Genomic DNA, 25,501 nt, shown 5'->3' on the forward strand with positions numbered 1-25,501 from the left:
AACATGACCGTCATGAAAAAAATATTCTTACTTCTACTGCTCCTCACGACTGGCTGCTCGGATGCTTTGCTGGAAAAGCCAAAATCGCTGGCCTCAGAGATTTTCTATAACACAGATGCGGAGGTGAAGGCCGCAGTGAATGCCATTTATGGCCCTATGCGTGCCGACAATGCCCTGAGTATTAATTACCCTGCACAGTTGGAAGGACTGGCAGATTACGGTAATTCCAGAGGAAGTCAAACGCCAGTGAGCCTCTATCAGGGCCTGGATAATACCAATATCAACCGCGTTGGCGTGATTTGGGATAATTTTTACCAATCCATCCGAAATGCCAATTTGGTCATCGCCAATGTACCTAAGGCTACGGCCATCTCGGAGGCCAATAAGGCAGCGTTTCTGGGGGAAGCCAAATTTCTCCGTTCGTTGCTCTACTTTGCTCTGGTGCGTAACTGGAACGGTGTACCCCTGAGAACAGAGGCCAATATGACGGTTTCGGACGTAGCCCGGTCTAGTGTAGCGGAAGTGTATGAACTTATTTTAAGTGATGCTCTGGCCGCAGAGGCTTCACTACCAGACACGCCTGCCGAAATCGGTCGGCCCAGCAAGTGGGCGGCCAAGACTCTTTTGTCGGAAATTTACCTGTATCAGGAAAACTACAAGGCTTCGGCGGCCAAAGCGAAGGAAGTCATCGACTCTGGAAAGTACGCTCTGGTAGAAGTCAGCCAGTCCGAGGATTTTCAGAAAATTTATGGTCCGGAAGTAGTGAACACTGCCGAAGAGATTTTTTACTTTAAGTATTCCCGTCAGCAGGGTTTCGGCCTGGTGAGTTATGCTCACCGCAAAACGGCTCAATATAACTACTACGGTCCCGGCGGCGTGTACGCTCAGTACACCGATTCGACCACTAATTCAGTCATTAAAAACTGGAGTGGAAAGGATCTACGCAAAGCTCATATTCTCTATAACGTCGATATTGGATTGGGTAAAAGCAGTTGTTTGTACCGAAAATTCAGAGATCCTGCCGCTACGAATTATGGAGCGGGTAACGATTATCCCTGGTATCGTTACGCTGATCTTCTGCTCTTTCACGCTGAGGCCGAAGCCCGTTCCAATCAGGCTCCAACGGAAGCCGCCCTCGAAAGTCTCAATAAAGTACACCGCAGGGCGTATGGCTATCCTTCTAACACCGTGTCTGCCGTCGATCTCAAACGGACCGATTATAACCTGACCTCCTTTATTGACAAAGTGGTTGAAGAAAGGGGATACGAAACCATGTATGAAGGCAAACGCTGGCTCGATTTAAAAAGACTGGGGATTGCCAAACAACGCATTCTGGAAGTGAAGAAAATTGTAGTGGCCGATAAGCACATGCTTTGGCCCATTCCCAGCTCCGAAATTCTTTACAATAAGTTATTAACCGCTGAAAATCAAAATCCTGGTTATTAATGGATTCTTTCAGAACTTGCAAATCGTGTGCAGCAAGTATTTTCTAAACCTCCTGAGCTTATGTCGCATTACCCTCGTCGCCACTTTCTAAAAATAACCAGTCTTGCCAGCGTTGGACTGGCCCTTAGCGGGGCCACTCGGCTGGCGGCTACCTACGATCTCATTATTCTCTCGGCCACTCCCGCCGGAATCATGGCTGCCGTAGCGGCGGCCCGTTTAGGAAAGAAATCCCTCATTCTGGAACGGACGGCTTATCTGGGGGGATTGCCCGCCAATGGCCTCGGAGCTACCGATATTGCGACCCGTGGAGCCACGGGCGGCCTGTTTCTGGAGTTTGTGGATCGCATTAAAAACTATTACATCGATACATACGGAGCGGATTCCCAACAGGTAAAAGATTGTTCAGACGGGTATCATTTTGAACCTTCCGTTGCTACGAAAATTTTTCAGGATTTTATTAAAGAACATCCGGCTATTGAGGTGTTAACGCTTCGTCAGTTCAATTTTGAGCCCGAAAACCTAAGCATTCGTAACAACCGCATTGAAAGCATCCGGGTAATCAACCGGACTACTCAAAAACCAGAAACCTACTCGGGTACTTTTTTTATTGATGCTTCCTACGAAGGTGATCTCATCGCGGCGGCGGGCGTGCCGTTTTTTCTGGGTCGGGAAGGCAAAAGCCAATACAATGAAGTAGGGGCGGGACGAGTGTATAAATACTGGGCCGGACCCGAAGGCGAAGGTTCTACGTATCAGGAGGATAACGCCATCGAGTCCTATAACTACCGACTTTGTCTGACCAATAATCCTGCCAACCGGGTTACGATTCAAAAGCCAGCTCACTACAACCGAGACGAGTTTGTTTCTCTGATTGAAGACGTAAAAACGGGCCGTCACACGGGCGTTCAGATGCAAAAACTGACGCCAGCTCAAATCGACGAAAACGAGAAACGAGTGGCAGCCGGTCAATCTCCGCAAGTGCCCGGTATGCCCCAGGGCATTGCCCGGCTGACCAATATGGTGAAGTTACCCAATCAGAAAACGGATGCCAACAATCAACATCTGGCTTTTCTTTCCACCGATTTACCGGAAGAAAACTGGCCTTATCCTACTTCGGGCTGGCAGTGGAGAGATCAGTTTGCCCAGCGATTGCGGGAGTATACCGAAGGCCTTTTCTACTTCGCTCAAAACGACAGCGAGTTACCCGAGTGGTTCCGTAAGCAATGTTCGGAATGGGGCTGGGCTAAGGATGAATACGCCGATAATGGGTACTTCCCGCGTCAGCTTTACGTGCGGGAAGGTCGCCGCATGAAGGGTAAATATATCTTCAAAGCTCAGGATGCCCAGGCCGTCGGCTCCAGTGGCAGACCTCCGCTTCACTCCGATAGCGTTACGGCCAGTCACTATGCTCTGGATTCGCACGCGGTACGGAAGCGGGAAGCGGGTCGGGTACACCTGGACGGCTTTTTAAGTTACCCTTCCCAAGTCTACACCGTTCCCTTCCGCGTCATGGTTCCCGATGCTCCGATTGAGAATTTATTATGTCCCGTTGCTGCTTCGGCTACGCACATTGGCTTTTCTACCCTTCGCATGGAACCTTGCTGGATGGCTCTGGGACAGGCGGCGGGTACCGCTGCGGCCTTAACGGGTTCTGCATCCGTACATAAGCTTTCCATCAAAGCTTTACAAGAGTCCCTTCTCAAGCAAAAGGCGATACTGGTGTATTCGCCGGGCATAGACGTTCATGCTAAAGATTTTGCATCCAAGCAATTAGCGAGTTTAAAATAAGATGCTAAGCCTATGAAAATTATTACGCTTTTTTTTCTGCTCAGTTCAAGCCTTTTATACGCTCAGAAACAGGTCGATATCTGCATTTACGGAGGTACGTCAGGGGGGGTAATGGCCGCTGTAGCCGCCAAACGTTTGGGTAAATCGGTGTTACTCATCGAACCCGGTCAACATCTAGGAGGCATGACTTCGGGGGGATTAGGTTTGACGGATATTGGTAATAAATACGCCATTACGGGTCTTTCTCTTCACTTTTACCGACGTTTGGGTCAGCACTATGGTCCCTTTGAGCAATGGATTTTTGAGCCGCATGTAGCCGAGGATCTCTATAAAACGTATGTGAAAGAAGACAAGGTTGATGTAGTATACGGGTACCGGATTCAATCGGCTAAAAAAAATAAAACAACGCTGGAAGAAATCACGCTGGAGACCGCTTCGGGTGGTCAAACGCAACGCATTCGGGCTAAAATGTTTATGGATTGTTCCTACGAAGGTGACCTCATGGCGAAAGCGGGCGTGTCTTACCGAGTGGGACGCGAAGCCAATGCGGACTATAAAGAAACTTACAACGGCGTTCAGCTTTTAGATGGTCACCAGTTTCCCGATGGCATTGACCCCTATAAAGAACCAGGCAAACCCGAAAGCGGCCTGCTCTGGGGTATTAGTCCTGAAAAACTGGCGGCCAGGGGCGAGGGCGATAGGAAAGTACAAGCCTATAACTACCGAATCTGTCTAACCAAAAATCCAAACAACCGGGTCGCCATTACTAAGCCTGACGATTACGACCCCAGCCGTTATGAACTGGTCTTACGTCTGATGCAAAAAAAGCCCTGGAGGACGCTGAACGATGGATTTATCTGGAGCAACATGCCCAATGAAAAGACGGATATTAACAATAGAAACGGCTTTTCTACCGACATGATTGGGATGAATTATGAATATCCCGAAGCTTCCTACGAAAAACGGGCGGAGATTATTCGTCAGCACGAAAATTACACCAAAGGTCTCTTATACTTTATTGGGAATGACCCCCGTGTATCGGCCTCCATTCGGGAACAGATGCAGCAATGGGGTTACCCCAAAGATGAATATACCGATAACAACCACTGGTCGCCTCAGCTTTACATCCGCGAAGCCCGAAGAATGGTAGGGGATTACGTCATGACGCAGGCCAATTGCGAAGGAAAAGAAACCGTTACGGATGGCGTAGGACTCGCTGCCTATACCATGGATTCGCACAATTGTCAGCGAATAGTTATTGAAAAAGATGGCAAGCAAATGGTCAAAAACGAAGGAAATGTAGAAGTGGGCGGCTTTGCTCCTTATCCCATCAGTTACCGTTCGCTGATTCCTAAAGCTAGCGAATGCACCAATTTACTCGTTCCTGTGTGCATGTCGGCTACGCACATTGCCTATGGCTCCATTCGCATGGAACCCGTTTTCATGGTTCTGGGCCAGTCTGCCGCCGTTGCGGCGAGTATGGCTATTGACAGAAAAACGTCCGTACAGGCCATCGATGGCCGGAATATCCAAAAGTTGTTACTCAAAGATCCGCTGCTGAATGGTTCGGCTGCTGATGTGGTCGTGGATGATGCTCAAAGCAGCGACGTTCAGATTACGGGCGACTGGACTCAGGAAAAAGCCGGGTCTTACGCTCATTCCCTGTTAAGTACGCAGTCTAAGGCTCCGGCTGCGGTACGCTTCACGCCTACACTTCCTGCCACTCAGGCTTATCAGGTGTACGTATACGTGCCCCGAAGAAAAGACGCCAGTTCTCAAACGGTGTTCCGGGTATATGATGGCAGCCAGACGCAAACGGTTCATCTCAATAAAGAGCAAGTTATCGTCGAAGGTCAGACCTCCGGTGCCTGGATTCCGCTGGGAACCTTTAAACTACCGGCGGGTAAAAAAGCATACGTCGAAATTACCAATGAGAAAGCGGATGGAGCGGTAGTAGCGGATGCCGTTCAGTTTGTACAGGCTAAGTAATAAAAGGAGAAAGGCCGAAGAAAGGCAATTGCTTCGGCCTTTCTCCTTTTATTACTTCGTTCGTGCCCTTCCCCCATAGACCGGAGCAATGCTTTGTTTTCTGAACCTAACATGCTGCTTAGAAGAATACTAGCGTAGGAGTAATCGGGTTGATAGAACCTAAGCATATACTAACTATTCTTAAAAACATCAGAAGCCTGAATTAAACTTACGCTGCTGCCGACGAGCAAACGCTACCATCAGGATTAATACGGGCACTTCGATCAGTGGTCCAATCACAGCGGCAAAAGCAGCTCCTGAATGGATACCAAAGACGGCAATAGCCACCGCAATCCCCAGTTCGAAGTTATTGCCTGCGGCAGTAAAGGCTAGTGAAGTCGATTTAGGATAATCAGCTCCCGCTTTCCTGGAAAGGTAAAAGGCAGAAAAGAACATGATCGCGAAATAGGCGGTAAGCGGAATAGCGATGCGTACTACGTCGAAGGGAATGCTTACGATCAACTGTCCTTTCAGGCTAAACATTACCACAATCGTAAACAATAAGGCAAGTAGGGTAACTGGGCTAATAGTGGGTAAAAATTTGGTTTCGTACCAATGCTGGCTGAATGCCCGGCTGAGTACTTCCCGCGAGGTAATGCCTAGAAGGAATGGAATGCCTAGATAGATAAATACACTCTGAGCTACTTCACCGATCGTAATAGCAACATCAAAGCCTTGTAATCCGAATAAGGGCGGCAGTAGGGTAACAAATACATAGGCATAGATCGAGTAAAAGAGTACCTGTAAAATGCTATTAAAAGCCACTAATCCGGCGGCATACACCCGGTCACCCCCGGCTAGATCATTCCACACAATCACCATTGCAATGCAGCGAGCAATGCCGATCATAATCAAGCCCGTCATGTATTCGGGTTTATCGGGTAAGAACACAACCGCCAACCCAAACATCAATAAAGGCCCAATGATCCAGTTTTGCACCAGTGATAGCAGTAAAAGGCGGGTGTTCTCCACTACTAGTGGGAGTTCCCGATAGCGAACTTTTGCCAGAGGAGGATACATCATCAGGATTAGGCCCATGGCTAAGGGTACATTCGTCGACCCAGTACTAAACTGATGGACAAACTCAGGTGCAGTTGGGAAGAAGTAACCTAACGATACCCCTACCAGCATCGCCAGAAAAATCCAGAGCGTCAAATAACGATCCAGAAAGGAAAGCCTTTTTTTAGATTTTGATGGTTCTACAGTTATCACGCCCACATTACTACAGTTTTGGTACACTAAGACAGGTTTTTTTGAACGAAGGCCTGGCTATAGGCTTTGATTTCATCTCGCACCCGGCGGAAAGAAGTGACCAGATCTTCTCCTTCGGTGTGTCCGGGATCAGAAAAGCTTTGATGGATCATTTGCCCGGCGGATGGAAAATAAGGACACTGTTCCCGGGCATGATCGCAAACCGTAATGACGCAATCGAAGGCCATTCCGGTATATTCATCGGCATGGTTAGACGTGTGATGAGAAATATCAATCCCATCTTCGGCCATTACCTGAATAGCCACTGGGTTTACTCCTTTCGGATCTACTCCGGCACTGTATACCTGAGCCCGGTCTCCAGCAAAGAATTGTAGATAAGCTTCAGCTAATTGGCTACGGGCTGAATTCCCCGTACATAACACTAGAATCTTTTTCATAGGAATGAATCGTTAACAACAAAGAGAATTGGGTTTACGGGTAGCTGCTTCGGCTACAATTTCTAAAGCTGGTTTTTCAGTAGCGGTACCACAGCACGACGAATCCGATGCCGTTACACCACAAGCTTCGTTACGGCTCAGGGCTTTGCATTGCGTAAAATCTGGCACAAGATGAACGGTAAAGTGTTCAGAAGTGATGGAAAACTCACCGGGATACATTTGGCGAGTGTCAAACTTAGAATTGCCAAACTCAATTTTAACGATGGCTAGAGGATTCAGCGGTAGGGACTTCTCAACGAGATTTACAATCTTAAGGGCTTTGCTCACCGTCATGGAACGTTCAGCCTCTCTTACGGGTGGTTCCCAAAGCTGTACAATGACTTCCGTCCAGCTGTTCATTTGTCCTCCACAATCAACGGATACTATGGGAGCTTGCTTAATCTCTGTAATGTGAAACGAAGCATCCACCTGTTCCCCCGATTGATACTCAAAAGCTAGGTGCAAGTTCGGATGAGCTTCCAATGTACTTTTAAACACCTGCCAAGTCATAGGACTGGTTTGGTTAGTCATAGCTTTATCGGTTTATTGTATTATTACGATGAATTCATTCAAAAAAAAGCTGCACTAGCTGCAGCAGGAAACCTCAGTAATGGGTCCTAACAGGCCTCCAAAGACTTGCTTAGCCTCCTTCCATACCTCTGGGTTAATGCAGTAGCAAACACGGGGTGGATTAATTTCCCCCTGAATAATACCAATGCGTTTGAGTTCTTTGAGGTGCTGGGAAACGGTTGCCTGAGCCAAGTTCAATTCATCTACCAAATCTCCACAAACACATGCTTTTTTAGCAGCCAGCATTTGTAGAATGGCCACCCGAGCGGGATGCGAAAAGGCTTTTGCCAGATCAGCAATCCGGTTTTGTTCGGCGGTAAAACTTTCCGTTTTCGTAACTCCCATGAGGCGAAATTAAAATGAATTTAAATCAATCGCAATATTGCGATGATTATTTAATACTTAATTAGCTTTGCTGTAAGTGTTAAATAATCATGGTTCCTCCCCGAGTAGGAATAAGTTTTTCATGACAAAGATCGAAGAAAGCAAAAGATAAGTTGGTAAGTACATACCAGATTCCACAGAAATGTACAAGTACAGGAGAGAGGAATGTGAGTCAATACAAAAAAATACTATCTAAGACTAAAGATTATTTTTAGTTAAAATTAACAAATGACTATTTTTACTGAGTATGTATTTTAAAATTTCAGATAAGTAAATATTTGCTTATCAATATTTTAACCTAAATACAAGTACCTCTGGTAGCTGGCGAATCCCGATCAGGCAGGCCTGGTAGTAGCTGGGTTTGTTGAGTTTAAGTAAATGCCTGGAATACATCTTTCACTAGCAATGACTTAAAAAGCATAAAGCCATGAACCCATCGATCACAACACCATTAATTTTAGTAGTCGAGGATGATAAAGACTATATTGAATTATTAGAAAGAGGTCATAAACGCAGCAACATTAGCTGTCACTATGTATGTATAGAAACGGCTGAAAATGCTTTGACCTTTTTGAAGGCAAAAGACCTGATCCCCCACGTTATCCTGCTGGACTACGACTTACCCGGCATGAGCGGCTTTGAAATGATGGAACAGTTGAAAGAATCCGAATGGAAAGCCATACCTATTCTGATGTTCTCGATTCACAATCGTCCAGAGCTTATTAATGAGGCCTATCAGCGAGGAGTGAATGCTTTTATCCCTAAACCAGAAGGATATACGTCCATTATTGAGCTCTGGCATACAATCTGTTCGTTTTGGGGAAGACACGTTAGCCTGCCTAATTTAACTTAGATACATGTGATTCGATAAAATAGGGTTACTTCGTTACAGGTATCTTCGTTTTCGTTACCCAATTGAAATCATTGGTTAGGCTTTGCCATTTAAAGTTCAAATGTTCTATTCTTTTCGTAAAGTCAGGATTAAGAGTGTTGGACACATTTTTCTTTAGCAAGAAAACAAATAGAAGGATAGGTAATAGACTGACATTCAGATAGCATACCTTTCAAGCAATTTAATGTACTTGTGATTTTTTACAAATCATCTCTCCTGTAACATTAACTATAGAAACGTTAACCACCCTTTCCGAGTAGGTGGATAAGGTACCCAGCCATAGTAAATCATTCCTATTTAGATTTTGGCTTAAAAGTTTACTATAAGTAAAATTCAGTTCGTTAAGTAGAAAGGACGATAGCTAAGGGCTTGTTACTGGAGGCGACATAGGTACAAAACAATAGCAGTGAAGGTTTGTTAAAGTAGCATGCATGGGTAGAAAAGGAACTATACCATCTTCTAACACCGCCATTCCTACCGTCATTTACTCATGCCTACTGCTTCCACACCCCTTCAAGGACAACAATGGATTAATTTGCTGGATCATCTGGAAGATCCCCTAATCTTTTATAGCCTCTGTTTTTTATCTTATCGCTTGGGGTCTAAACGCAGGTTTACGTTTGATCAATGGCTTTATCTGCTTGCCAAAACGCAACCTATGTTGGAAATCAACTTATTACAGGCTCTGATTGAGCGGCTTGAGGCCGAGAAGATTATTCAGAAAGGACTCGGTACACCCACTAATTATCGGCTAACCCGTTTATATAGTCCCCACGTCAGCACACTTTTAAGTAATAGCCCTGACCCTAAGTTGCCTTACCTGCTGGGGCTACTTGAACATTTATAATCAAACCAGAGAAGTTATGATGATAAAAAAATATCAAGCCTGCCATCACACTTATACCAAAGCGACTGACTCAGGTAAAATTCACTAATCCTTAACTTTTACTAGCTTACAGGATTTAGTCCATTATTCTAACTCCAGTATATTTTTATTGCTTTATGTCTGATTCGTCTGCTCTACCTTTATCTAGTAACTTAGCTTTACAAGCCGCTGGGCTAGGAACCTGGCAACTGGATTCGTCTACTCAAACGCTTTATCTGGACACGTTTGCTCAGCAGTTATTAGATAAACCAGCAGAAAGCGATTTCGGAACGTTTATAAAAGATATTCATTCTATGAATCAAAATGAGGTGAATGAAGCCTTTCAAACGTTACCAGGTCGGCCGAAGATTGACCTTACGTTTCAGATTAGCAGACCAGCTCCTTCCTGGATACGACTTTGGGGGAGTGTGACGAAGGAAGCGGAAAGAAGCATAGGAAGAGGAGTGATTCAGGCGGTAGCCAATCCCGCTGATCCAAACAACTCGGGGGAATGGCCTTCTCTCTTTGATTGGCTCGATTATTCGCCCATCGGCCTCGCTTTACTCGATGAAAAAGACCTCCGTTTTATAAAAGTCAATGCCTCTTTTGCAAAATTGAAGGAAAAAACGCCGGATCAGCTTCTGGGAATGCCTATCGCTATGGCAATGCCCGAACTTGAAAGCTTGGAGCAGAAAGAACACCTGCAGCAGGCACTTGCCACTGGAACCGCGTACCGGGTGTCAGAGGTGGAAATCAGGCGAAGTTTTCCTGAGCAGCCTGCCTACGTTGATGTATCGTATCAACCTCAGTGGAATTCAGATCTTAATCGCTACGCAACGCTTTTAATCATCACCACTGACGTGACGCTACAAGTGCAGATGCGAAAAGAGCTGGAAACTCAAAAAGCTAAGCTTGAGCACGTGATTCAGTTGGCTCCGGTTTCTATTGCCCGTCTGACAGGATCAGATTTCACGCTTTCTACCGTTAATAAAGCCTTTATCGAAATTGCCGGAAAAGGCCCTAATGTATTAAATAAGCCCCTGATAGAAGTAATGCCGGAAATTGAAGGACAGCCTTTTTTAGCATTACTGAAAGAAGTATACACTACCCAGCAGGTGTATGAGCAAAAAGCGTTGCCCGCCCTGATTGTGGAAAAAGGATTGACTCAGCATAAGTTTTTTGACGTTTGTTACGCTCCCTTAGTGGACAAGAATGGCCAAAGTTATGGCGTGCTATGTTTTTCTATTGACGTCACTTCCCAGATAAAGCTTCAGAAACGAATGGAGCAGTCAAGCCAATCGCTTCAGAACGCCGTGGATCTGGCTCAGTTAGGTACCTGGGTCATGCATATTAGGGAACGGATTGTTATGTTTTCTCCCGCCGTGAGCACCTGGATAGGCATGACCTCTGCGTTGACATTTGAACAAATTTTGGCTTTGTCTTCGCAAGTTTCCCAGCTTAGAAGAGCCTATCTGGCTGCCGTTCGGGATACTTCCTCCGGAAAATTTGAAATTGAACTGGAAATCAGACATCCGCAGAGTCGGCAAAAGCTTATCTTTTATGCGTTGGGACACACCCAGTTTAATGAGAAAGGCCAGGCCGTTCAAATTCGGGGCTTCGTTAGAGAGGTAACGGCTGAGCGACTCATGCAGCACAAACTGGAAACCAGTGTACAGGAACGAACCCGGGAGCTGGCCACCTCTAATCAAAAGTTGCAGGTAAGTAACGAGGCGCTCGTGCAAACCAACGAGCACCTGAGTCGCTCCAACGAAAGTCTGGAGCAGTTTGCTTTTATTGCCAGCCACGATTTACAGGAACCGCTCCGTAAAATCCGGCAGTTCAGCGATCTGTTGGTAAAATACTATGAACGGGAGCAGGTACTGAATGAAATGTATGTGGACCGTATTCGCCAATCGGCCACCCGGATGAGTGAATTGGTAACGGATTTGTTAGCCTTTTCCCGTATCTCAAACGCTTCACCCGTGCTTAAATCCGTTAACCTGAACCGAATTCTCGAACGAGTTCAGGAGAACCTGGCCGTTTCACTGGAAGAGACCGGGGCGGAGCTTACCATAGACCTGCTGCCTACCGTGCTGGGGGATTCCCTCCAGCTTGAACAGCTTTGGCAAAATCTGGTCTCTAATGCATTGAAATTCAGTAGTAAAGATTTGAATGGGCAAAGCCAGAAGCCTTTGATTCGTATTCGTTGTCGAACGCTGACGGCCAATGAACTTCCTGACGGACTTTCGTTGAAAAACAGTGGCTATTACCGCATCAGTATTCAGGATAATGGGGTAGGTTTTGAAAAAAAATACGTAGAACGCATTTTTGGGGTGTTTCAAAGACTCCACGGTAAAGCGGAGTTTAAAGGCTCGGGCATAGGGCTGGCTATCTGCCAGAAAGTAGCTTTGAACCACGGGGGAATCATTACTGCGGAAAGTGAACTCGGAGAAGGAGCTTTGTTTGAACTTTATCTGCCCGTTTAAGAATAGCGATACTTCTGGTGAAAGTGAGTGATATACCCTTCTTTGCTCTGGGTTTTCTTCAATAAAGTCAGGTAGGCAAGGTTAGTCATTGAGTAAAAATAACAGGGCTTGCATGGTTTTTGTAGGGGATACAAAACACCATTATTTATACCCTTGAAAATGACTCAGCCTTTTTCTTTTGACACCCACCCCTTAGTTATTTTAGAAGATGACGAAGACGATCAACATATTTATGAAGACGTTCTGAGTGAAATAGCCCCGTACCTTCAGCTTCGTTTTTTTGCGAAAGGAGAAGATTTACTTGTTGCTTTAGAAAGCAAAAGCTTACAACCCTTTTTGATTATCTCTGAAGTCCACCTGAGTGGTATGACGGGCATGGAATTGAGAAGACAGTTGGATAAAGACGATGATATCAGAACCAAGGCCATTCCATTTGTTTTCTTTTCTCACCCCATCTTCAAAAGAGAACTTGAGGAAGCCTACCATTTAACCATTCAGGGCTTCTTCGAGAAAAGTCCCGATCTGGAAAAATTCAAAAGACAGCTTGATTCGGTCATTCGTTACTGGTCCGATTGTCAGCATCCCAATCGTTCGGATGTCAGGTAATGCACCGGAATGTACCCACTTGTTTTGCCATTGGCATCACTAGCCACACTTTCCCTGGTCTGGTAAGTGAGGCATGGCCTGCTCATCAAAAGCCATTACGTTTACCCTTTTGAACGCCCTTCAAAAAGCATTCATTCTGAGTTAATACACTATAAACTACCTGCACAATTAATACTTAATTACATGAATCAAAACCTGGAACAAGACCGGTTGGCCAAGCAATGGTCTAATGAAGAAAACTGGTATAAATGGGGTCCTTATTTAAGCGAGCGGCAATGGGGAACGGTTCGCGAAGATTACTCCGCCGAAGGAGAAGCCTGGGATTCTTTTCCCCACGATCACGCCCGTATGCGGGTGTACCGTTGGGGCGAAGACGGATTAGCGGGCATTTCTGACGAAACCCAGACGCTGTGTTTTGCCTTGTCGCTGTGGAATGGCAAAGATCCTTATTTGAAAGAACGCATGTTTGGCCTTTCCAATGAGCAGGGGAATCACGGTGAAGATGTAAAGGAATTGTATTATTACCTCGACAACACGCCTACGCATAGTCATATGCGGATGTTGTACAAGTACCCACAGGCCGCTTTCCCGTACGAACAACTGGTTGAAGAGAACGCCAATCGTAGTCCGCATGATCCTGAATTTGAATTACTTGATACGGGTATTTTTAAGGACCGGGCTTACTTTGATGTAGAAGTTTCCTATGCTAAAAAGGACACCCAGGACATACTGATCCGAATCGTCGTGCATAATCGGGGCGGTCAGGAAGCTACCCTGCATTTATTACCCACACTCTGGTTTCGGAATCGCTGGGCTTTTCACATAGAAGATGAAAAACCCGTCATTGAACGCCTGAATGATCAGCAGCTTCGGGCTTCGCATCAGCGTTTAGGTACGTATCACTTTACCTTCGACTAGGCCCAGCACGTGTTAATGACGGAAAACGAAACCAATACCGAGCGAGTCTTTAACCATCCTAATCCGTCCCCATTCGTAAAGGATGCTTTTCATGACGCGGTTACGACTAGCCACTATGAACCGTTTTCACAACAACCGACGGGAACCAAGGCCGCTCCTGTCTATGTCATTACACTGGGAGCAGGCGAATCCAGGGAAGTTCGTTTGCGGTTAAGCAGCAACGAAAACGCCGATTTAGGAGAGGATTTTGAGGCCGTTTTTAACCAACGGGCCGAGGAAGCAGATGCCTTTTATGCCCCTCTGACCGAAGGGCTTACGGAAGACGATACCCGCATCAAGCGGCAAGCCTGGGCTGGCCTTCTGTGGTCCAAACAATACTATCATTACGATGTACGTCGCTGGCTGGAAGGGGATGTCGGACAGCCCATTCCTCCGAGTGAACGCTGGAGTGGGCGTAACTCAGACTGGCAGCACCTGAATGCCGAACACATCATGATTATGCCTGATAAATGGGAGTATCCCTGGTTTGCGGCCTGGGATCAGGCTTTCCAGTCGATTGCCGTGGAAAGCATTGACCTGGAATTTGCAAAGCAACAGTTATACCTGCATGCCGATCTCCGCTATCAGTCTCCAGACGGACGTCTGCCCGCCTACGAATGGAATTTTTCGGATAATAACCCGCCGTTACGGGCCGCCATCAGTTGGGTTTTTTACAAACAGGAGCTGGAGTTTACGGGACGAAAAGATTATGAATTTTTATCCGTCATGTTCGACCGCCTGCGACCCAATTATGAATGGTGGATCAATCACGCCAGTGGGGTAGAAGATGGCCTGTTTCAGGGTGGTTTTCTGGGGCTGGACAACATTAGCCTGTTTGATCGAAGCGAAGACATACCGGCTGGAGGAACACTGGATCAGGCGGATGCTACTGCCTGGGTAGCGGCTTACACCCTCTCGATGATGCGAATCGCTTTAGAGCTGGCTCAGGAAAAACCCGAAATTTATGAACCCCTGAGCTGTTATTATTTCGATCAATACCTGCACATCAGTAAAGCTCTGGAAAACATCGCTAAACTCTGGATTGACGATGATAACCCAGACAGTGATAATGGCTTTGCTTACGATATCTTACACTTACCCAGCGGAGAAAAGCTAACTATTCCCCTGCGTTCGCTGGTTGGACTAGCTAACCTTTTTGCCGTGATGACCGTCGAACGGGAGCATATTCAGAAGTTACCCACTTTTTACGAGAAAGTGCAGGAGTATCTCCAGCATACGGCTTCTGATAATCCCTGTTACTGTGTCATCAATGATAATCCTGATCGGGAATCGTTACTTTTTGCTTTGCTTTCGGCCAAACAATTGGAAAGGTTGAGCTCATTCCTGTTCTCAGAAGACGAATTTCTGGCTCCAGGGGGCATTCGATCTTTATCGGCTGCCTACCGGGAACCATTTGCCATGGAGATTGCGGGTGAGCATAAAGAAATCCAATATACGCCTGGTGAGTCCGACTCGAACATGTTTGGCGGTAATTCGAACTGGCGAGGCCCGGTTTGGTTTCCTTTCAATTTCTTCATTGTGAAATCGCTGGAAGAATTTGGGAATTATTACCAGGATCAGGTACAGGTAGCCTTACCAACAGGTAGTGACAATCAGGGGAATCTGAAAGATGCTGCTGCTTTTCTGTCCGCCCGACTGTGGCATGCGTTCCGTCCCGACGAAAAGGGTTTGAGACCTTGCTATGGAAAGGATACCATTTACGCGGAAGATCCTCACTTCAAAGATCTGATCCTGTACTACGAACATTTTGACGGGGATACCTCCCGGGGATTAGGAGCCAGTCACCAGACTGGCTGGACGGCTCTGATTACCCGTCTATAAATACGACTAATGCCCTGCGAAGACCCGCAGGGCATTAGTAAATAAGTAGCTAATGCTGTTTAATGTATTGATATTCAGTGTTTATGCTAGTATAGATAGAAGTAACTAATGACAGGAACGCTACTAAAAATAGCCAGGTTTCCTAAAACAAAACCAGAGCAAGTAAAGGAACCAGTAGGAGCGAAGCAATAGAAGACAGTCCTACCATTAAGGCAGAGTTTTCTTTTTCCGTATCCAGATTGGTGGCAAATACCACTAAATTAGCGGCAATGGGAAAGCTCACCAGAAGAATCATCAGATTGGACTGATCTTCATCCAGCTTTCCAATCAATCCTTTCTCCAGAAAAACCAGACCTAGTAGAATAGCTGCTCCCGCTACGTATCTTATGGCCAGTAGTTTAGCGAAAACAGCATAGGCTACTTCCTTAAAATCAATGCCTTCCAACGTAATGCCAATCAATAACATTCCTAAAGTTGAGATGGTCCAGCTTACTACGTCTCCGGCGATTTCTAAATTTTCGGGAAACTTTACCTCCATCACATTTAAAACGATGGCGAGAATACAGGCATAAATAGCCGGAATTTTAAAAACGTTGGCTAAGGCTTTCCCCGGCGACTCATCATTGGTTTTCGACATCAGATAGTAACAAACCGTATCCCCATACAAGGCATTACCTACGTACGCACTGATAATCAGCGGCATCTGAGCTTCACCAAACAGGGCCATCACAACGGGAATGCCAAACCAGCCAATGTTGTAATAGGAATAACTGCACTGAAGCATGTTTTTATTCATATCCGGGGCAATCCACCGACTGGCTACCAGAGCGGGAATATTCATCAGTGCCGCCAACAGAAAAACCATGGCTCCGACCACTGCCGTTTCTGACAGATCGGCTTTGAGAAGATTCTCAATAATAACGAGCGGGATTAATCCGTAGAGTAGAACTTTGGAAATCCATTTGCTTTTCAAATTCCATTTTCGGGCCGCGAAAAACCCCAAAATGATGAAGCCATACAGGGGTAATACTTTGCTAAGTAACTCTTTTATGATGTCCATGGGCTACAAATGTTCAAGCAGATGATTGGTAAGTAAGTCTGCCTGTTCTACATTGAACCATAGCGAATTCACTTCGTGTTGAATGCCAGACAGGGGTTGACCTAAGGCATAAAGCGGCAGCTCTTTCCCCTCGGCCTTTACCTGAAGCGTTTGAAGATTAACCACTAGTCCACCCGCTCCGTAGGCCTGAATGTATCCTTTTCCCAGCAACGCTTGCAGAAGCGGCTGATCGGTCATCTGTTCAATTTTTGTGGCGGGTCCTGAGGCATTAATCACGAAATCTACGTCACTCACGGAGCCGTCCTGCTGATGTAATAAGAACTTTCCCCCATCCCAGGTAATGTCTTCGCTAAGACCTATCATACGAACCTGCCCGGATTTAAATAGTTGGGCCATTTTTTCTCCATTTTCAAGCGGAATGGCATGACGATTGATGCTGAAGAAAGGATTGATCCATTTTGCAAACAACTGTTTCTGGTCTACGGGCAACAATTGCCAGATGTCATAAATCTCTTCCCGCATGTCGTAAAGGATATTCTGAAATACGCTACTCCCCTCCCGAGCCAGCACGATGTCCTCTTGTAATAGCGTCAGGGCATCCTTTTCGCTTCGTTCGTCCCGAGACCAGTCGGGGCTGTAACCCAATTGTTCTTCGGCTTCCTTTCGAAACAAACGAATAAGATCCTTCACCCGCAGAGTTCTGGTCTGCTCTCGAATTAGTTTACGTATATTGGAAAGCGTTAAATGTTTGCGATCAACCCCTACTTCAGTAGGAGACTGTACGCGGGGGAGTTGTCCTGTTTTGGAAAAAAAATGGATAGGCCCCGTATGCCCGTTGTTGGTAAGTGTAATCAACGCATCGATAGCCGTGAGGCTACTGCCAACGATACCCACCGAGGCGGTTTTATCGTGAATGGTTTCTAAAAGCACGCTCGTAGGCCAGGGGGACATGAGAAAAGATGGCAACTTTTCAAACTCCTGAAAAGCCGAAGGAGCGGGGTTCCCCGTCGCTAAAATGGCATAATGACTGGTAAAGACCTGACCCCCGGAAGTGGTGAGGTGCAGGATTTTATCTTCAGTGAAATCAAGATCCGTGATTTCTTCCGCCACCTTTTCGATGGTAATACCGTGTTCTTTGGCCAGTTGGGTATAAGTTGCCAGCATGTCCTTGACATAACTTCCGTACAGCATTCGGGGTGGGTAAGCATTTTCATGAATATCTACGTCAGGGTATTCTTTTTCAATCATGGCCCGATGGTCCTGCATCCAGGAGACAAAGTGCTGACGCTCACCGGGCATAATTCCCATCAGTCCGGCCTTGGTATTGAGTAAATGACCTTCCTGACCCGTGCCATAGGCTAAGCCCGGGCCGAATTCTTCCTTGCGTTCAAAAAGTAAAAGGGAAAGGGGGGTAGAGGAACGACGAATGATTTGTTTAAATACAAGCTGGATCAGACAGCTCACGCCGCTGGCACCAGCCCCAATAATGGCAACGGTTTGCCGGGGTTGTGGACTCATACCGATTTTAAGTAGTTATAGTGAGTATTGAAAAGCGAACTGTGGATTCATAGTACCAAATTTTACCTATGTATATCCATTGAACACTTTTCCTAGAAGGGTATAAAAGTGTTCCAGTGAGTGGGGTGTGGTTACTGGGAGAGTGGGGAAGAGGTTATTTGTTAAGGAAATCGATAAATACTTAGGGTTACTACCTTGAAAACGCTATCGGCTCTAGTAAATAATCAACTTTAGGCCCTTCGATTTCAACGCTTGCATTTACATAGGCACAGGCCATAAAATAGCCGATTAGTAATAGGATTTTTTTATCCTAATTGGGCTATTAAATAAAATATTTTAAAATAAATAATCTCTTATACTTTATGTGATTCAGTTATGTGATGAACATTACACTATATGCTAATAATGCTGAATAATATTGATGTTTGTTTGTAGGAATCATGCTTAAGAAAGATAGATTATTTGAATTACATAGGTTGTTGGTGTACAAATATTAATCAATGTATAATTAAGAAAGGTACAGATGTTGATAGCAGACTAAATCTATTTGTATACTATCATTTATACATTATAGGCTTAAATGAATAATATCATCTATTCGCCATAAGAATACACTTAATAAAATATGAGTTTAATATGTTTGCTTATTTAAATGCATATGTCGTATTTGTTAAATTGTTTTAAAAATAAAAAATAGTTTGCTTTTTTATTTTTCATATTTTACACTTGTATCGAAATATTTCTCTGGTTGAAATAGATATATTATCTAACCTTTAAATTTAGTATACAACGTGTTGAGAAAATATATTCATGCACCTTGTAAAAATTTTACGAATGTATTCAGCTAGTTTCATAAGTTCTTGTCATTATTTAATGACCTATGGTTCAGTTTTAAAATATTAACTATCAATCAACTGCTAAAAACGATTAACTACTTACTTTAACCTAATCCTTCCTGTTCATATGCGGTACTTTCTTTTTCTAGTATTGTTAACTCAGCAAGCTGTAGCTCAAGTGGTGTCCGGTGTGGCAACCTATCGTCTTGAAATGCTATACGACCCTCAATCTAATCAATATGGAGTATCAACATACGAATTAAGGTTTAATAAAAATCAATCTGAATTTGTAATGATTAATAATCCTTCTATCGATTATGAGCCTTATGGAATAATCAAGGATTTTACTCGTAAACGTATGATTGCTCCTGAACCTACGTTCGATAAAAATTACTTTGTAGAAGATAGCCTGGTAGCGATTCCCTGGGAAATTTCCAATAAGGAGCGGATGATTGGGAAATGGAAATGTAATGCGGCCTATGCCACCGTTAGAGGTCGGGAATATGAAGTTTGGTTTGCTCCAGACCTAGCATTAGAAGACGGCCCCTGGAAATTATATGGATTGCCCGGTCTCATTCTGGACGCTCATTCAAAGGATAACAAAGTAAAAATAGTGATAGATAAGCTTGAATTTAGGGATTCTTCGGTAGTCGTACGTGATATTTACAATTTTGGTAATCCTGATAATGTTAGTTCTAAAAAATTCGAAAAGATACTTGAAGAAAGTATTAAAAGACATATGAAAATAGATAATACTACTTCTACATTAGGGGAAAATATAAGCTTCACCCAGAAGCTAAATATTCCAAGTATTGATATTTATCCGTTTCAGTTAGAAAATGATAAGGAGTAAGATAGAGAAAATTTCATAGTTATATAGTTTATAGTGGTTGTTTAATGCCCAAATATTGATACACTTTTATAATAAAAAATATATTTTTTATTATTCAACAAAAGAGTTGTTAAAAATAGCAATTATCAATGAAATTACGGTAATGGTATTTATGATTACAGACTAAAAAATAAATATGCTTAATGGGTTACTTATTGTTTAGTCATAAAACGTTAGCTATCAACTGAAGACTACAAACTATCAACTCCTATAAAAGAAGATATTTTGATTAATAACAACAAAAGGTTTGCATCAATATAGCTTCTTATTAAAGTACCCATGAATTCAATAACGAACGTCATTAAGTTAATGAAGTTCCTGTTGGTAATCATTAATCTGCCTATTCGTCCATGAAAGCTTTTATACTTCTTATTCTGATTGTAGGATTTTGCTATTTACCTCTTTTTACAACAGCACAGACTGGAAAAACGCAGGATGATCAGGGAAAGCCTATTGCCTCGGCAATAGTTATGGTTTATCGGGTTACACCAAAAGATACTATTTTCCTTCAATATACTCGTAGCAATACGGAGGGAGTGTTTTTGCTAACGCTGGAAAATAGTATCAATCGAAATTTTTTGCTTCGTATTCGTGCGATGGGATACGCTCCCGTTCAATTATCGGGTGCGGAATGGGTGCCTCCTTACCTCATTTCAATGAAACCGCAGGCTACTGAGTTAGGAGAAGTAAAAATTGCTCAGAAGCGTCCTCCCATCCACATCAAAGGCGATACTCTGGAATTCGACGCCAAAGCCTTTGCCAATGGAACTGAACGAACCGTGGAAGATTTACTGAAACGATTGCCTGGTTTGCGAATGAACTCGGAAGGAAAACTGTTCTACAATAACCGACTAATCAAAAAGATTTTTCTGGATGGACAGGAGTTATTTAGTCAGAATTATACCTTGCTTACCAAGAATCTGTCCGCTGATCTGATTGACAAAATACAGGCCATTAGCAATTATACAGAAAACCCTTTACTTCGAGGCATTGAGCAATCCGATGAGCCCGTTCTGAATCTCGAAGTTAAAGCTCATCGAAAAACGAAGCTGATGGGAAATGTGACTACGGAACTAGGTACACTCGAAAGGGGGAGTTTGAACGGAAGCTTGTTCTCTCTAAAAGGCCCGACCAAGCTAGGTCTGATTGGTAGTGCCAATAACGTAGGCCGTGAATTACTCGTTCCTACGGCACGCTGGTATAATGAGGATGATGCTTTTCAGAGTCTGACACCGCTGCTGACCCCTCAAATGAATCAAGGTGTAGGGCTGGGCATTACCACGCCTTTTAATGTAGCTCGCAAACGATTTCTTTTCAACAAAGGAGCCTTGCTGGGAACGGATGTCAATGTTAAACTTTCGAAACAACTGAAGCTCAAATTGGAAGGCAGTGGCTGGCAGGATCAGCAACGGGCGGAATCCGTCATGCGTAATGTAAACTTGTTACCTGACAGCCAGGTTGAGTACCGTGATTCGACCTGGCAATTTGAAAAGCCCCGTGAAATAAATGGACGCTTACGACTGGATTATACCCTTGGAGCTAGGCATTCCATCCGCTGGCTATCGGACGTGTCAAGTCAGGACAATCCGCAACGAAACTTCATTCATTCCTTCAACCGTGCCTTATCAGAACGCCTCCATCTGCAAAGCAGCATTCGTACGCAGCAACAGGCCCATCAGGTAGAGTGGGTTCATAAGCTCAATAACCGGAACGCTCTGGTTGCTAGTAGCCAGTATAGATTCCGTTCGCAGCCGCTGCAAGCTACCTTTGGGAGCCGGCGGTATGCTTCGTTTAATCGCTCGGATTCGACAGGTATTCCCCTCTTACTTCATCAAATCAATTACCGTAGCCAGCAGTGGCAGTCGAGTGTCATCTGGAAGGGGTCCCGAGGTAAAAACATCATTAATAAGCCTTCTATTTATTGGAAAGCCGGAATAGAGACACACCTCCAGCAGGATACGTTTGATTCCCGCTTTTCGCTAAACGAACATCCCCTGGCGGATTCCTCATGGTCAAATCGGGGAAATTACCGGCAATGGCTAATCGTACCCTTAGTTGAGTTCAAACATCAGAGAGAGCATTGGCATTTCGATCTTACGGGCAGATGGCCCTATTATTCGATTACCTTTCGGGAACATGTCCGAAATACGTATATCCAATCAGATCGGTTACAACCAACGGGGCAGGTGCATTTGAGTTATCATACGACTGCTAGCCATCAGTATTTAAGTCTGCTCTTGGCCCGTGAATTACGGTTACCCCCAGTGGAAAGCCTGTGGGATGGCTACTTACTGAGCTCCTATCGGTCATTAACTAAGGGATTGCTGGCGTTTCGCCCCGTAGAGACTTCCCGGGCTGAGCTAGGTTTCCATCATAATAGCCCAAAGTCGTACCTTAGAGCCTCAGGTAAAATTTCCTATCAGCTTCAATCTGGGGGCACCCTTCATGGGTATACAATTAACGACCTGTTCTCAGTCAACATGCTCATACCTTTTAAGGGTTCTCGTTATGACTGGCACTTCACCACCTCTATTGATAAATATTTCGCTGAAGCCGACTTTAAATTACAGCTGACTAGCAATCTAATGCTGTCTCAGCTTCCTACCGTAATTAACCAAAGCGAGGTACAACTATTACCCTTCCAATCAATGGGTTACAAAGCCAACTTTATTAGTGCATTCGATGGCCCGGTCAATATAGAATTATCACTGGATCATCAACAAATGAGAAGTAAATCCATCAGTGAAGAGACGCAGAAATCGACGCTCCTACAACCGCGTATGCTCATTACGGGCAAGATTGGTAAAAAATGGAGCATGCAGGTCTGGGGCGAAGGTCTGTTCTGGAAGAGTGGTGTCACCAACACCAGCTTTTATCTGGCAGATGCCAGTGTACGTTATCAGCCCTCCAACACCAAGTGCGAGCTAGAACTAGTTGCTCAGAACCTACTTGATACCCGCTATTATTTTACAAATTTTTTAAGTCCTCTTTCCTTTACCGAATTCAGTTATCGACTGCAACCACGTTATCTGGCTTTACGAACCACGTATCGGTTTTGATTGACTATTTATATACTACCGTTTGGCTTTGAATAAGCTACTAAATGTTCTAAATCGTACTGTCATCTGATAAAGTATTACGCTTTTGAATAAGATGACTTTGAGACTGCTTTTGAAATTGCTCGGGAGTTTGCCCGGTTTGCTTCTTAAAAAAGCGGCTAAAGTAAGGACGATCCGAAAAGCCCAGCTGAAAGGATATTTCCTTAATGGTACAATCACTGTGAATGATAAGCCGCTTGGCCTCCAGAATAATGCGGTCATGGATGAGTTGCATGCCGGTCTTATCCAGTTTGTCCTTCAAGATCTGATTCAGCCGTTTTGAACTTAAGCCCAGTTTTCCCGCGTAAAAATCTGTATTTCGAACGTGTAAATAGTTACTCTCTAAAAGCGTGAAAAAATCAAAAACTCTTTTCTGATGAATATCATGGTTGGTGAATTCCTGCTCTTTCACTTTAATTAGCTTGAGCAGAAAAACCCGTAGTATCGCTTTAAGAATCATTAAGTCTGCTGCTTCTTTCTGATACTCATCCTTCATAAGCTGAAAAACGGCGGTCAGTTCTCTGGCTATAGGTTCTTCCAGCTTAAGACATGAAAATTCTCCCTGTACATTAAAGATTTTAAAGATATCGAGTAAAAACTCCTTGTCTTCTTCGCTAATCACTTCTCTTTTAAAAGACAATAATTCGCCACTCTTGCCGGCTTTGTTGAGCTGGTGGACTCGATACGGTGGAATTAAATATACCCAGTCGCCCTTAACTTGGATGTCACTGGATCGGATATCGTGAAGGGGATCTTCATTTTTTAACCATACAATCTCAAAGAAGTCTTTTCTACTCGGGTCTTCTAAATAACTCGGTGGGCAGTTGTGCAAATTCCTCATGTACACTAAGGTATTTGAGAGCCGGGATTCCGCTATATTTTTCAATTTGATTGCTCTGAGTTCAGATGGAATATTTTGCCAGTAATGGAGGACTATTCGGAAATAGTCCATCTTGAGTCCTTAAAAATAAGCATTAGTAGATGAAGATGTTCCAAATTGTCCAACAATTCTAGAATAATGTATAATTCCTGAGCGGGGGTTACCTTATAGTTTTGCTGCCCATAAACGGATATACCATATGCACTTAGCAATAGAACCCGGAACAGATTTGGGAGCCCATATTCGAGAGAGATACGAACAAATTATTTTGGAAAATACCAGGCTGGTCGACCAGATTAATTTTGATGAATTTGCTCCGTTCGTGAATGAAATCAGCCAAGCGAAGGCTATTTTTTTAGTGGCCGCAGGACGCTCTGGATACGCCATGCGATCTATTGCCATGCGTTTGATGCACTTAGGTTTAAAGGTTCATTTTGTAGGCGATACGACCACCCCGGCTATTCAGCCAGGTGACTTGCTTTGGGCTTCTTCCGGCTCTGGTAGTACAGAATCCATCCTTAAGGCAGCCGAAAAAGCAAAGGCCGTGGGGGCCCGAATTATTGCTATTACGACCAATGCTGCGTCAACACTAGCTCAGCTTGCTGACGCTCACCTTCAACTCCCTGCCGCCGAGAAACAGGATCACCAAGGCAGCCGATCGAAGCAATATGCAGGAAGTCTATTTGAACAGTCCATACTATTGACCGGAGACGCTCTTTTCATGGAATTGTGGAAACTTGAAGGTTCGACCGCCGAAACTCTTTGGAAGCGTCATGCTAACCTGGAATAATTGTAATTAATCAGTAACCTAACAATAAGTCAAAATGGCAAAATTACAAGTAGCAATAGATTTATTAACTACCCAAGACGCTCTCGCCCTGGCCGCTAAAGTAGCTCCTTACGTAGACATCATCGAATTGGGAACTCCTCTTATCAAAGCAGAAGGTTTGAAGGTGGTAACTGCTATGAAGGAGGCCCATCCTGACAAATTAGTTTTTGCAGATATGAAAACTGCCGATACCGGATTTTTAGAGGCAGAAATCGCATTTCAGGCCGGAGCAGATCTTGTTACGGTGATGGGAACGGTTGATGATGCAACGGTTAAAGGTGCGGTAGAAGCCGCCGAAAAACATGGAAAAAAAGTTGTAGTAGATACAATCGGCGTAAAAGACAGAGTACAGCGGGCTAAAGAAGTTACCGCCTTTGGTGTAGCTTTCGTAGAACTTCACGCAGGATTAGATGAACAAGCTCTGCCCAGTTATTCTATTCAGAAATTAATCAGTGAAGGGAAAGAAGCGAAAGTTCCTTTTTCTGTGGCTGGTGGCGTCAACATTCATACCATTAAAGACGTCGTAGCCGCAGGTGCGGATGTTATTGTGGCCGGTGGTGCTATCTATGGAGCTGAAGACCCAGCAGCAGCAGCCAAAGCACTCAAAGAGGCCATGGTTGCCGTTTAGTGGATCTAAATGTAGAGAAAGAGCCCAGTCTTTATATAAGGCTGGGCTCTTTCTGTGTGAAAGAACCCCTGGTGCAAGATTCCATCTCGTTCCTGCAATAAGGCAGGTTCCTACCTGCCGTTAATACCCAAGTTCATAACCTGTATTCGCAATCAAAAAGCGTTGGTAGCCCTAAGCGTCACAGACCTTTTTCACTGGCATCCATGAT

At 44.5% G+C, this 25,501-nt stretch carries 20 protein-coding genes; 13 read left to right on the forward strand and 7 right to left on the reverse strand.

What is annotated here, in order from left to right; all coding sequences use genetic code 11:
* Positions 1-12: 12 nt before the first annotated feature.
* From QE390_RS00090 to QE390_RS00100, 3 genes are read left to right on the forward strand one after another with little or no spacing between them, the layout of a single operon-like run.
* Entirely contained in the window at positions 13-1,446 is a 1,434-nt protein-coding gene (locus tag QE390_RS00090) for a RagB/SusD family nutrient uptake outer membrane protein (RefSeq protein ID WP_307140557.1), read from the forward strand.
* Between the two features lie 60 nt (positions 1,447-1,506).
* Complete coding sequence (locus QE390_RS00095; protein ID WP_307140558.1) at positions 1,507-3,234, forward strand: FAD-dependent oxidoreductase; 1,728 nt, start codon at positions 1,507-1,509, stop codon at positions 3,232-3,234.
* A gap of 12 nt (positions 3,235-3,246) precedes the next feature.
* Positions 3,247-5,223 (forward strand): FAD-dependent oxidoreductase, encoded by a 1,977-nt coding sequence (locus tag QE390_RS00100; RefSeq protein WP_307140559.1) that lies wholly within the window; start codon positions 3,247-3,249, stop codon positions 5,221-5,223.
* A 189-nt stretch (positions 5,224-5,412) separates the two neighbouring features.
* On the opposite strand, the gene arsB is transcribed toward QE390_RS00100, so the two are convergent.
* The 4 genes from arsB to QE390_RS00120 are packed head-to-tail and all read right to left on the reverse strand — an operon-like array spanning position 5,413 to position 7,865.
* A complete protein-coding gene (gene arsB, locus QE390_RS00105; RefSeq protein WP_307140560.1) occupies positions 5,413-6,474 on the reverse strand; it encodes an ACR3 family arsenite efflux transporter in 1,062 nt (353 codons plus the stop codon).
* Between the two features lie 26 nt (positions 6,475-6,500).
* Positions 6,501-6,911 (reverse strand): arsenate reductase ArsC, encoded by a 411-nt coding sequence (locus tag QE390_RS00110; RefSeq protein WP_307140561.1) that lies wholly within the window; start codon positions 6,909-6,911, stop codon positions 6,501-6,503.
* A 12-nt stretch (positions 6,912-6,923) separates the two neighbouring features.
* Entirely contained in the window at positions 6,924-7,481 is a 558-nt protein-coding gene (locus QE390_RS00115; protein ID WP_307140562.1) for a DUF6428 family protein, read from the reverse strand.
* Between the two features lie 54 nt (positions 7,482-7,535).
* Positions 7,536-7,865 carry a helix-turn-helix transcriptional regulator gene (locus tag QE390_RS00120; protein ID WP_307140563.1) on the reverse strand — a complete coding sequence of 110 codons (330 nt, stop codon included), beginning with the start codon at positions 7,863-7,865 and terminating at the stop codon, positions 7,536-7,538.
* A 466-nt stretch (positions 7,866-8,331) separates the two neighbouring features.
* Between QE390_RS00120 and QE390_RS00125 the strand changes: the two genes are divergently transcribed.
* The 6 genes from QE390_RS00125 (at position 8,332) to QE390_RS00150 (ending at position 15,552) form a co-directional block, all read left to right on the forward strand.
* The gene (locus QE390_RS00125; protein WP_307140564.1) at positions 8,332-8,757 is read left to right on the forward strand and encodes a response regulator; all 426 of its coding nucleotides are present in this window, start codon (positions 8,332-8,334) and stop codon (positions 8,755-8,757) included.
* A 529-nt stretch (positions 8,758-9,286) separates the two neighbouring features.
* Positions 9,287-9,643 (forward strand): hypothetical protein, encoded by a 357-nt coding sequence (locus QE390_RS00130; protein ID WP_307140565.1) that lies wholly within the window; start codon positions 9,287-9,289, stop codon positions 9,641-9,643.
* A gap of 155 nt (positions 9,644-9,798) precedes the next feature.
* The gene (locus tag QE390_RS00135; RefSeq protein WP_307140566.1) at positions 9,799-12,147 is read left to right on the forward strand and encodes an ATP-binding protein; all 2,349 of its coding nucleotides are present in this window, start codon (positions 9,799-9,801) and stop codon (positions 12,145-12,147) included.
* Between the two features lie 159 nt (positions 12,148-12,306).
* Positions 12,307-12,753 (forward strand): response regulator, encoded by a 447-nt coding sequence (locus QE390_RS00140; protein WP_307140567.1) that lies wholly within the window; start codon positions 12,307-12,309, stop codon positions 12,751-12,753.
* A 183-nt stretch (positions 12,754-12,936) separates the two neighbouring features.
* Positions 12,937-13,671: a hypothetical protein gene (locus tag QE390_RS00145; protein ID WP_307140568.1), complete on the forward strand. Its 735-nt coding sequence runs from the start codon at positions 12,937-12,939 to the stop codon at positions 13,669-13,671.
* A gap of 15 nt (positions 13,672-13,686) precedes the next feature.
* A complete protein-coding gene (locus QE390_RS00150) occupies positions 13,687-15,552 on the forward strand; it encodes a hypothetical protein (RefSeq protein WP_307140569.1) in 1,866 nt (621 codons plus the stop codon).
* 142 nt (positions 15,553-15,694) lie between these two features.
* On the opposite strand, the gene QE390_RS00155 is transcribed toward QE390_RS00150, so the two are convergent.
* A complete protein-coding gene (locus QE390_RS00155; protein ID WP_307140570.1) occupies positions 15,695-16,612 on the reverse strand; it encodes an AEC family transporter in 918 nt (305 codons plus the stop codon).
* Positions 16,613-16,615: 3 nt separating this feature from the next.
* Positions 16,616-18,130 (reverse strand): FAD/NAD(P)-binding protein, encoded by a 1,515-nt coding sequence (locus QE390_RS00160; protein ID WP_307140571.1) that lies wholly within the window; start codon positions 18,128-18,130, stop codon positions 16,616-16,618.
* Positions 18,131-19,093: 963 nt separating this feature from the next.
* Between QE390_RS00160 and QE390_RS00165 the strand changes: the two genes are divergently transcribed.
* Both QE390_RS00165 and QE390_RS00170 read left to right on the forward strand, forming a co-directional pair.
* Positions 19,094-19,819 (forward strand): GLPGLI family protein, encoded by a 726-nt coding sequence (locus QE390_RS00165; RefSeq protein ID WP_307140572.1) that lies wholly within the window; start codon positions 19,094-19,096, stop codon positions 19,817-19,819.
* Between the two features lie 389 nt (positions 19,820-20,208).
* Positions 20,209-22,917 carry a hypothetical protein gene (locus tag QE390_RS00170; protein ID WP_307140573.1) on the forward strand — a complete coding sequence of 903 codons (2,709 nt, stop codon included), beginning with the start codon at positions 20,209-20,211 and terminating at the stop codon, positions 22,915-22,917.
* Between the two features lie 49 nt (positions 22,918-22,966).
* On the opposite strand, the gene QE390_RS00175 is transcribed toward QE390_RS00170, so the two are convergent.
* Positions 22,967-23,908: an AraC family transcriptional regulator gene (locus tag QE390_RS00175; RefSeq protein ID WP_307140574.1), complete on the reverse strand. Its 942-nt coding sequence runs from the start codon at positions 23,906-23,908 to the stop codon at positions 22,967-22,969.
* A 127-nt stretch (positions 23,909-24,035) separates the two neighbouring features.
* Here QE390_RS00175 and hxlB point away from each other — a divergent pair, with 127 nt between their 5' ends.
* A complete protein-coding gene (hxlB, locus tag QE390_RS00180; protein ID WP_307140575.1) occupies positions 24,036-24,626 on the forward strand; it encodes a 6-phospho-3-hexuloisomerase in 591 nt (196 codons plus the stop codon).
* Between the two features lie 34 nt (positions 24,627-24,660).
* Entirely contained in the window at positions 24,661-25,293 is a 633-nt protein-coding gene (gene hxlA, locus QE390_RS00185) for a 3-hexulose-6-phosphate synthase (protein ID WP_307140576.1), read from the forward strand.
* Positions 25,294-25,501 lie beyond the last annotated feature (208 nt).

It is taken from the genome of Siphonobacter sp. SORGH_AS_1065 (assembly GCF_030818595.1).
In the GTDB taxonomy this organism is placed as follows: Bacteria; Bacteroidota; Bacteroidia; order Cytophagales; family Spirosomataceae; genus Siphonobacter.

Coding starts and splice junctions, on each gene's coding strand:
- QE390_RS00170 (WP_307140573.1), top strand. CDS start 20,209: ATGAAAGCTTTTATACTTCTTATTCTGATTGTAGGATTTTGCTATTTA.
- QE390_RS00155 (WP_307140570.1), bottom strand. CDS start 16,612: ATGGACATCATAAAAGAGTTACTTAGCAAAGTATTACCCCTGTATGGC.
- QE390_RS00090 (WP_307140557.1), top strand. CDS start 13: ATGAAAAAAATATTCTTACTTCTACTGCTCCTCACGACTGGCTGCTCG.
- QE390_RS00135 (WP_307140566.1), top strand. CDS start 9,799: ATGTCTGATTCGTCTGCTCTACCTTTATCTAGTAACTTAGCTTTACAA.
- QE390_RS00165 (WP_307140572.1), top strand. CDS start 19,094: ATGCGGTACTTTCTTTTTCTAGTATTGTTAACTCAGCAAGCTGTAGCT.
- QE390_RS00095 (WP_307140558.1), top strand. CDS start 1,507: ATGTCGCATTACCCTCGTCGCCACTTTCTAAAAATAACCAGTCTTGCC.
- QE390_RS00150 (WP_307140569.1), top strand. CDS start 13,687: ATGACGGAAAACGAAACCAATACCGAGCGAGTCTTTAACCATCCTAAT.
- QE390_RS00115 (WP_307140562.1), bottom strand. CDS start 7,481: ATGACTAACCAAACCAGTCCTATGACTTGGCAGGTGTTTAAAAGTACA.
- QE390_RS00120 (WP_307140563.1), bottom strand. CDS start 7,865: ATGGGAGTTACGAAAACGGAAAGTTTTACCGCCGAACAAAACCGGATT.
- QE390_RS00130 (WP_307140565.1), top strand. CDS start 9,287: ATGCCTACTGCTTCCACACCCCTTCAAGGACAACAATGGATTAATTTG.
- QE390_RS00160 (WP_307140571.1), bottom strand. CDS start 18,130: ATGAGTCCACAACCCCGGCAAACCGTTGCCATTATTGGGGCTGGTGCC.
- QE390_RS00125 (WP_307140564.1), top strand. CDS start 8,332: ATGAACCCATCGATCACAACACCATTAATTTTAGTAGTCGAGGATGAT.
- hxlA (WP_307140576.1), top strand. CDS start 24,661: ATGGCAAAATTACAAGTAGCAATAGATTTATTAACTACCCAAGACGCT.
- QE390_RS00140 (WP_307140567.1), top strand. CDS start 12,307: ATGACTCAGCCTTTTTCTTTTGACACCCACCCCTTAGTTATTTTAGAA.
- QE390_RS00145 (WP_307140568.1), top strand. CDS start 12,937: ATGAATCAAAACCTGGAACAAGACCGGTTGGCCAAGCAATGGTCTAAT.
- QE390_RS00100 (WP_307140559.1), top strand. CDS start 3,247: ATGAAAATTATTACGCTTTTTTTTCTGCTCAGTTCAAGCCTTTTATAC.
- QE390_RS00175 (WP_307140574.1), bottom strand. CDS start 23,908: ATGGACTATTTCCGAATAGTCCTCCATTACTGGCAAAATATTCCATCT.
- hxlB (WP_307140575.1), top strand. CDS start 24,036: ATGCACTTAGCAATAGAACCCGGAACAGATTTGGGAGCCCATATTCGA.
- QE390_RS00110 (WP_307140561.1), bottom strand. CDS start 6,911: ATGAAAAAGATTCTAGTGTTATGTACGGGGAATTCAGCCCGTAGCCAA.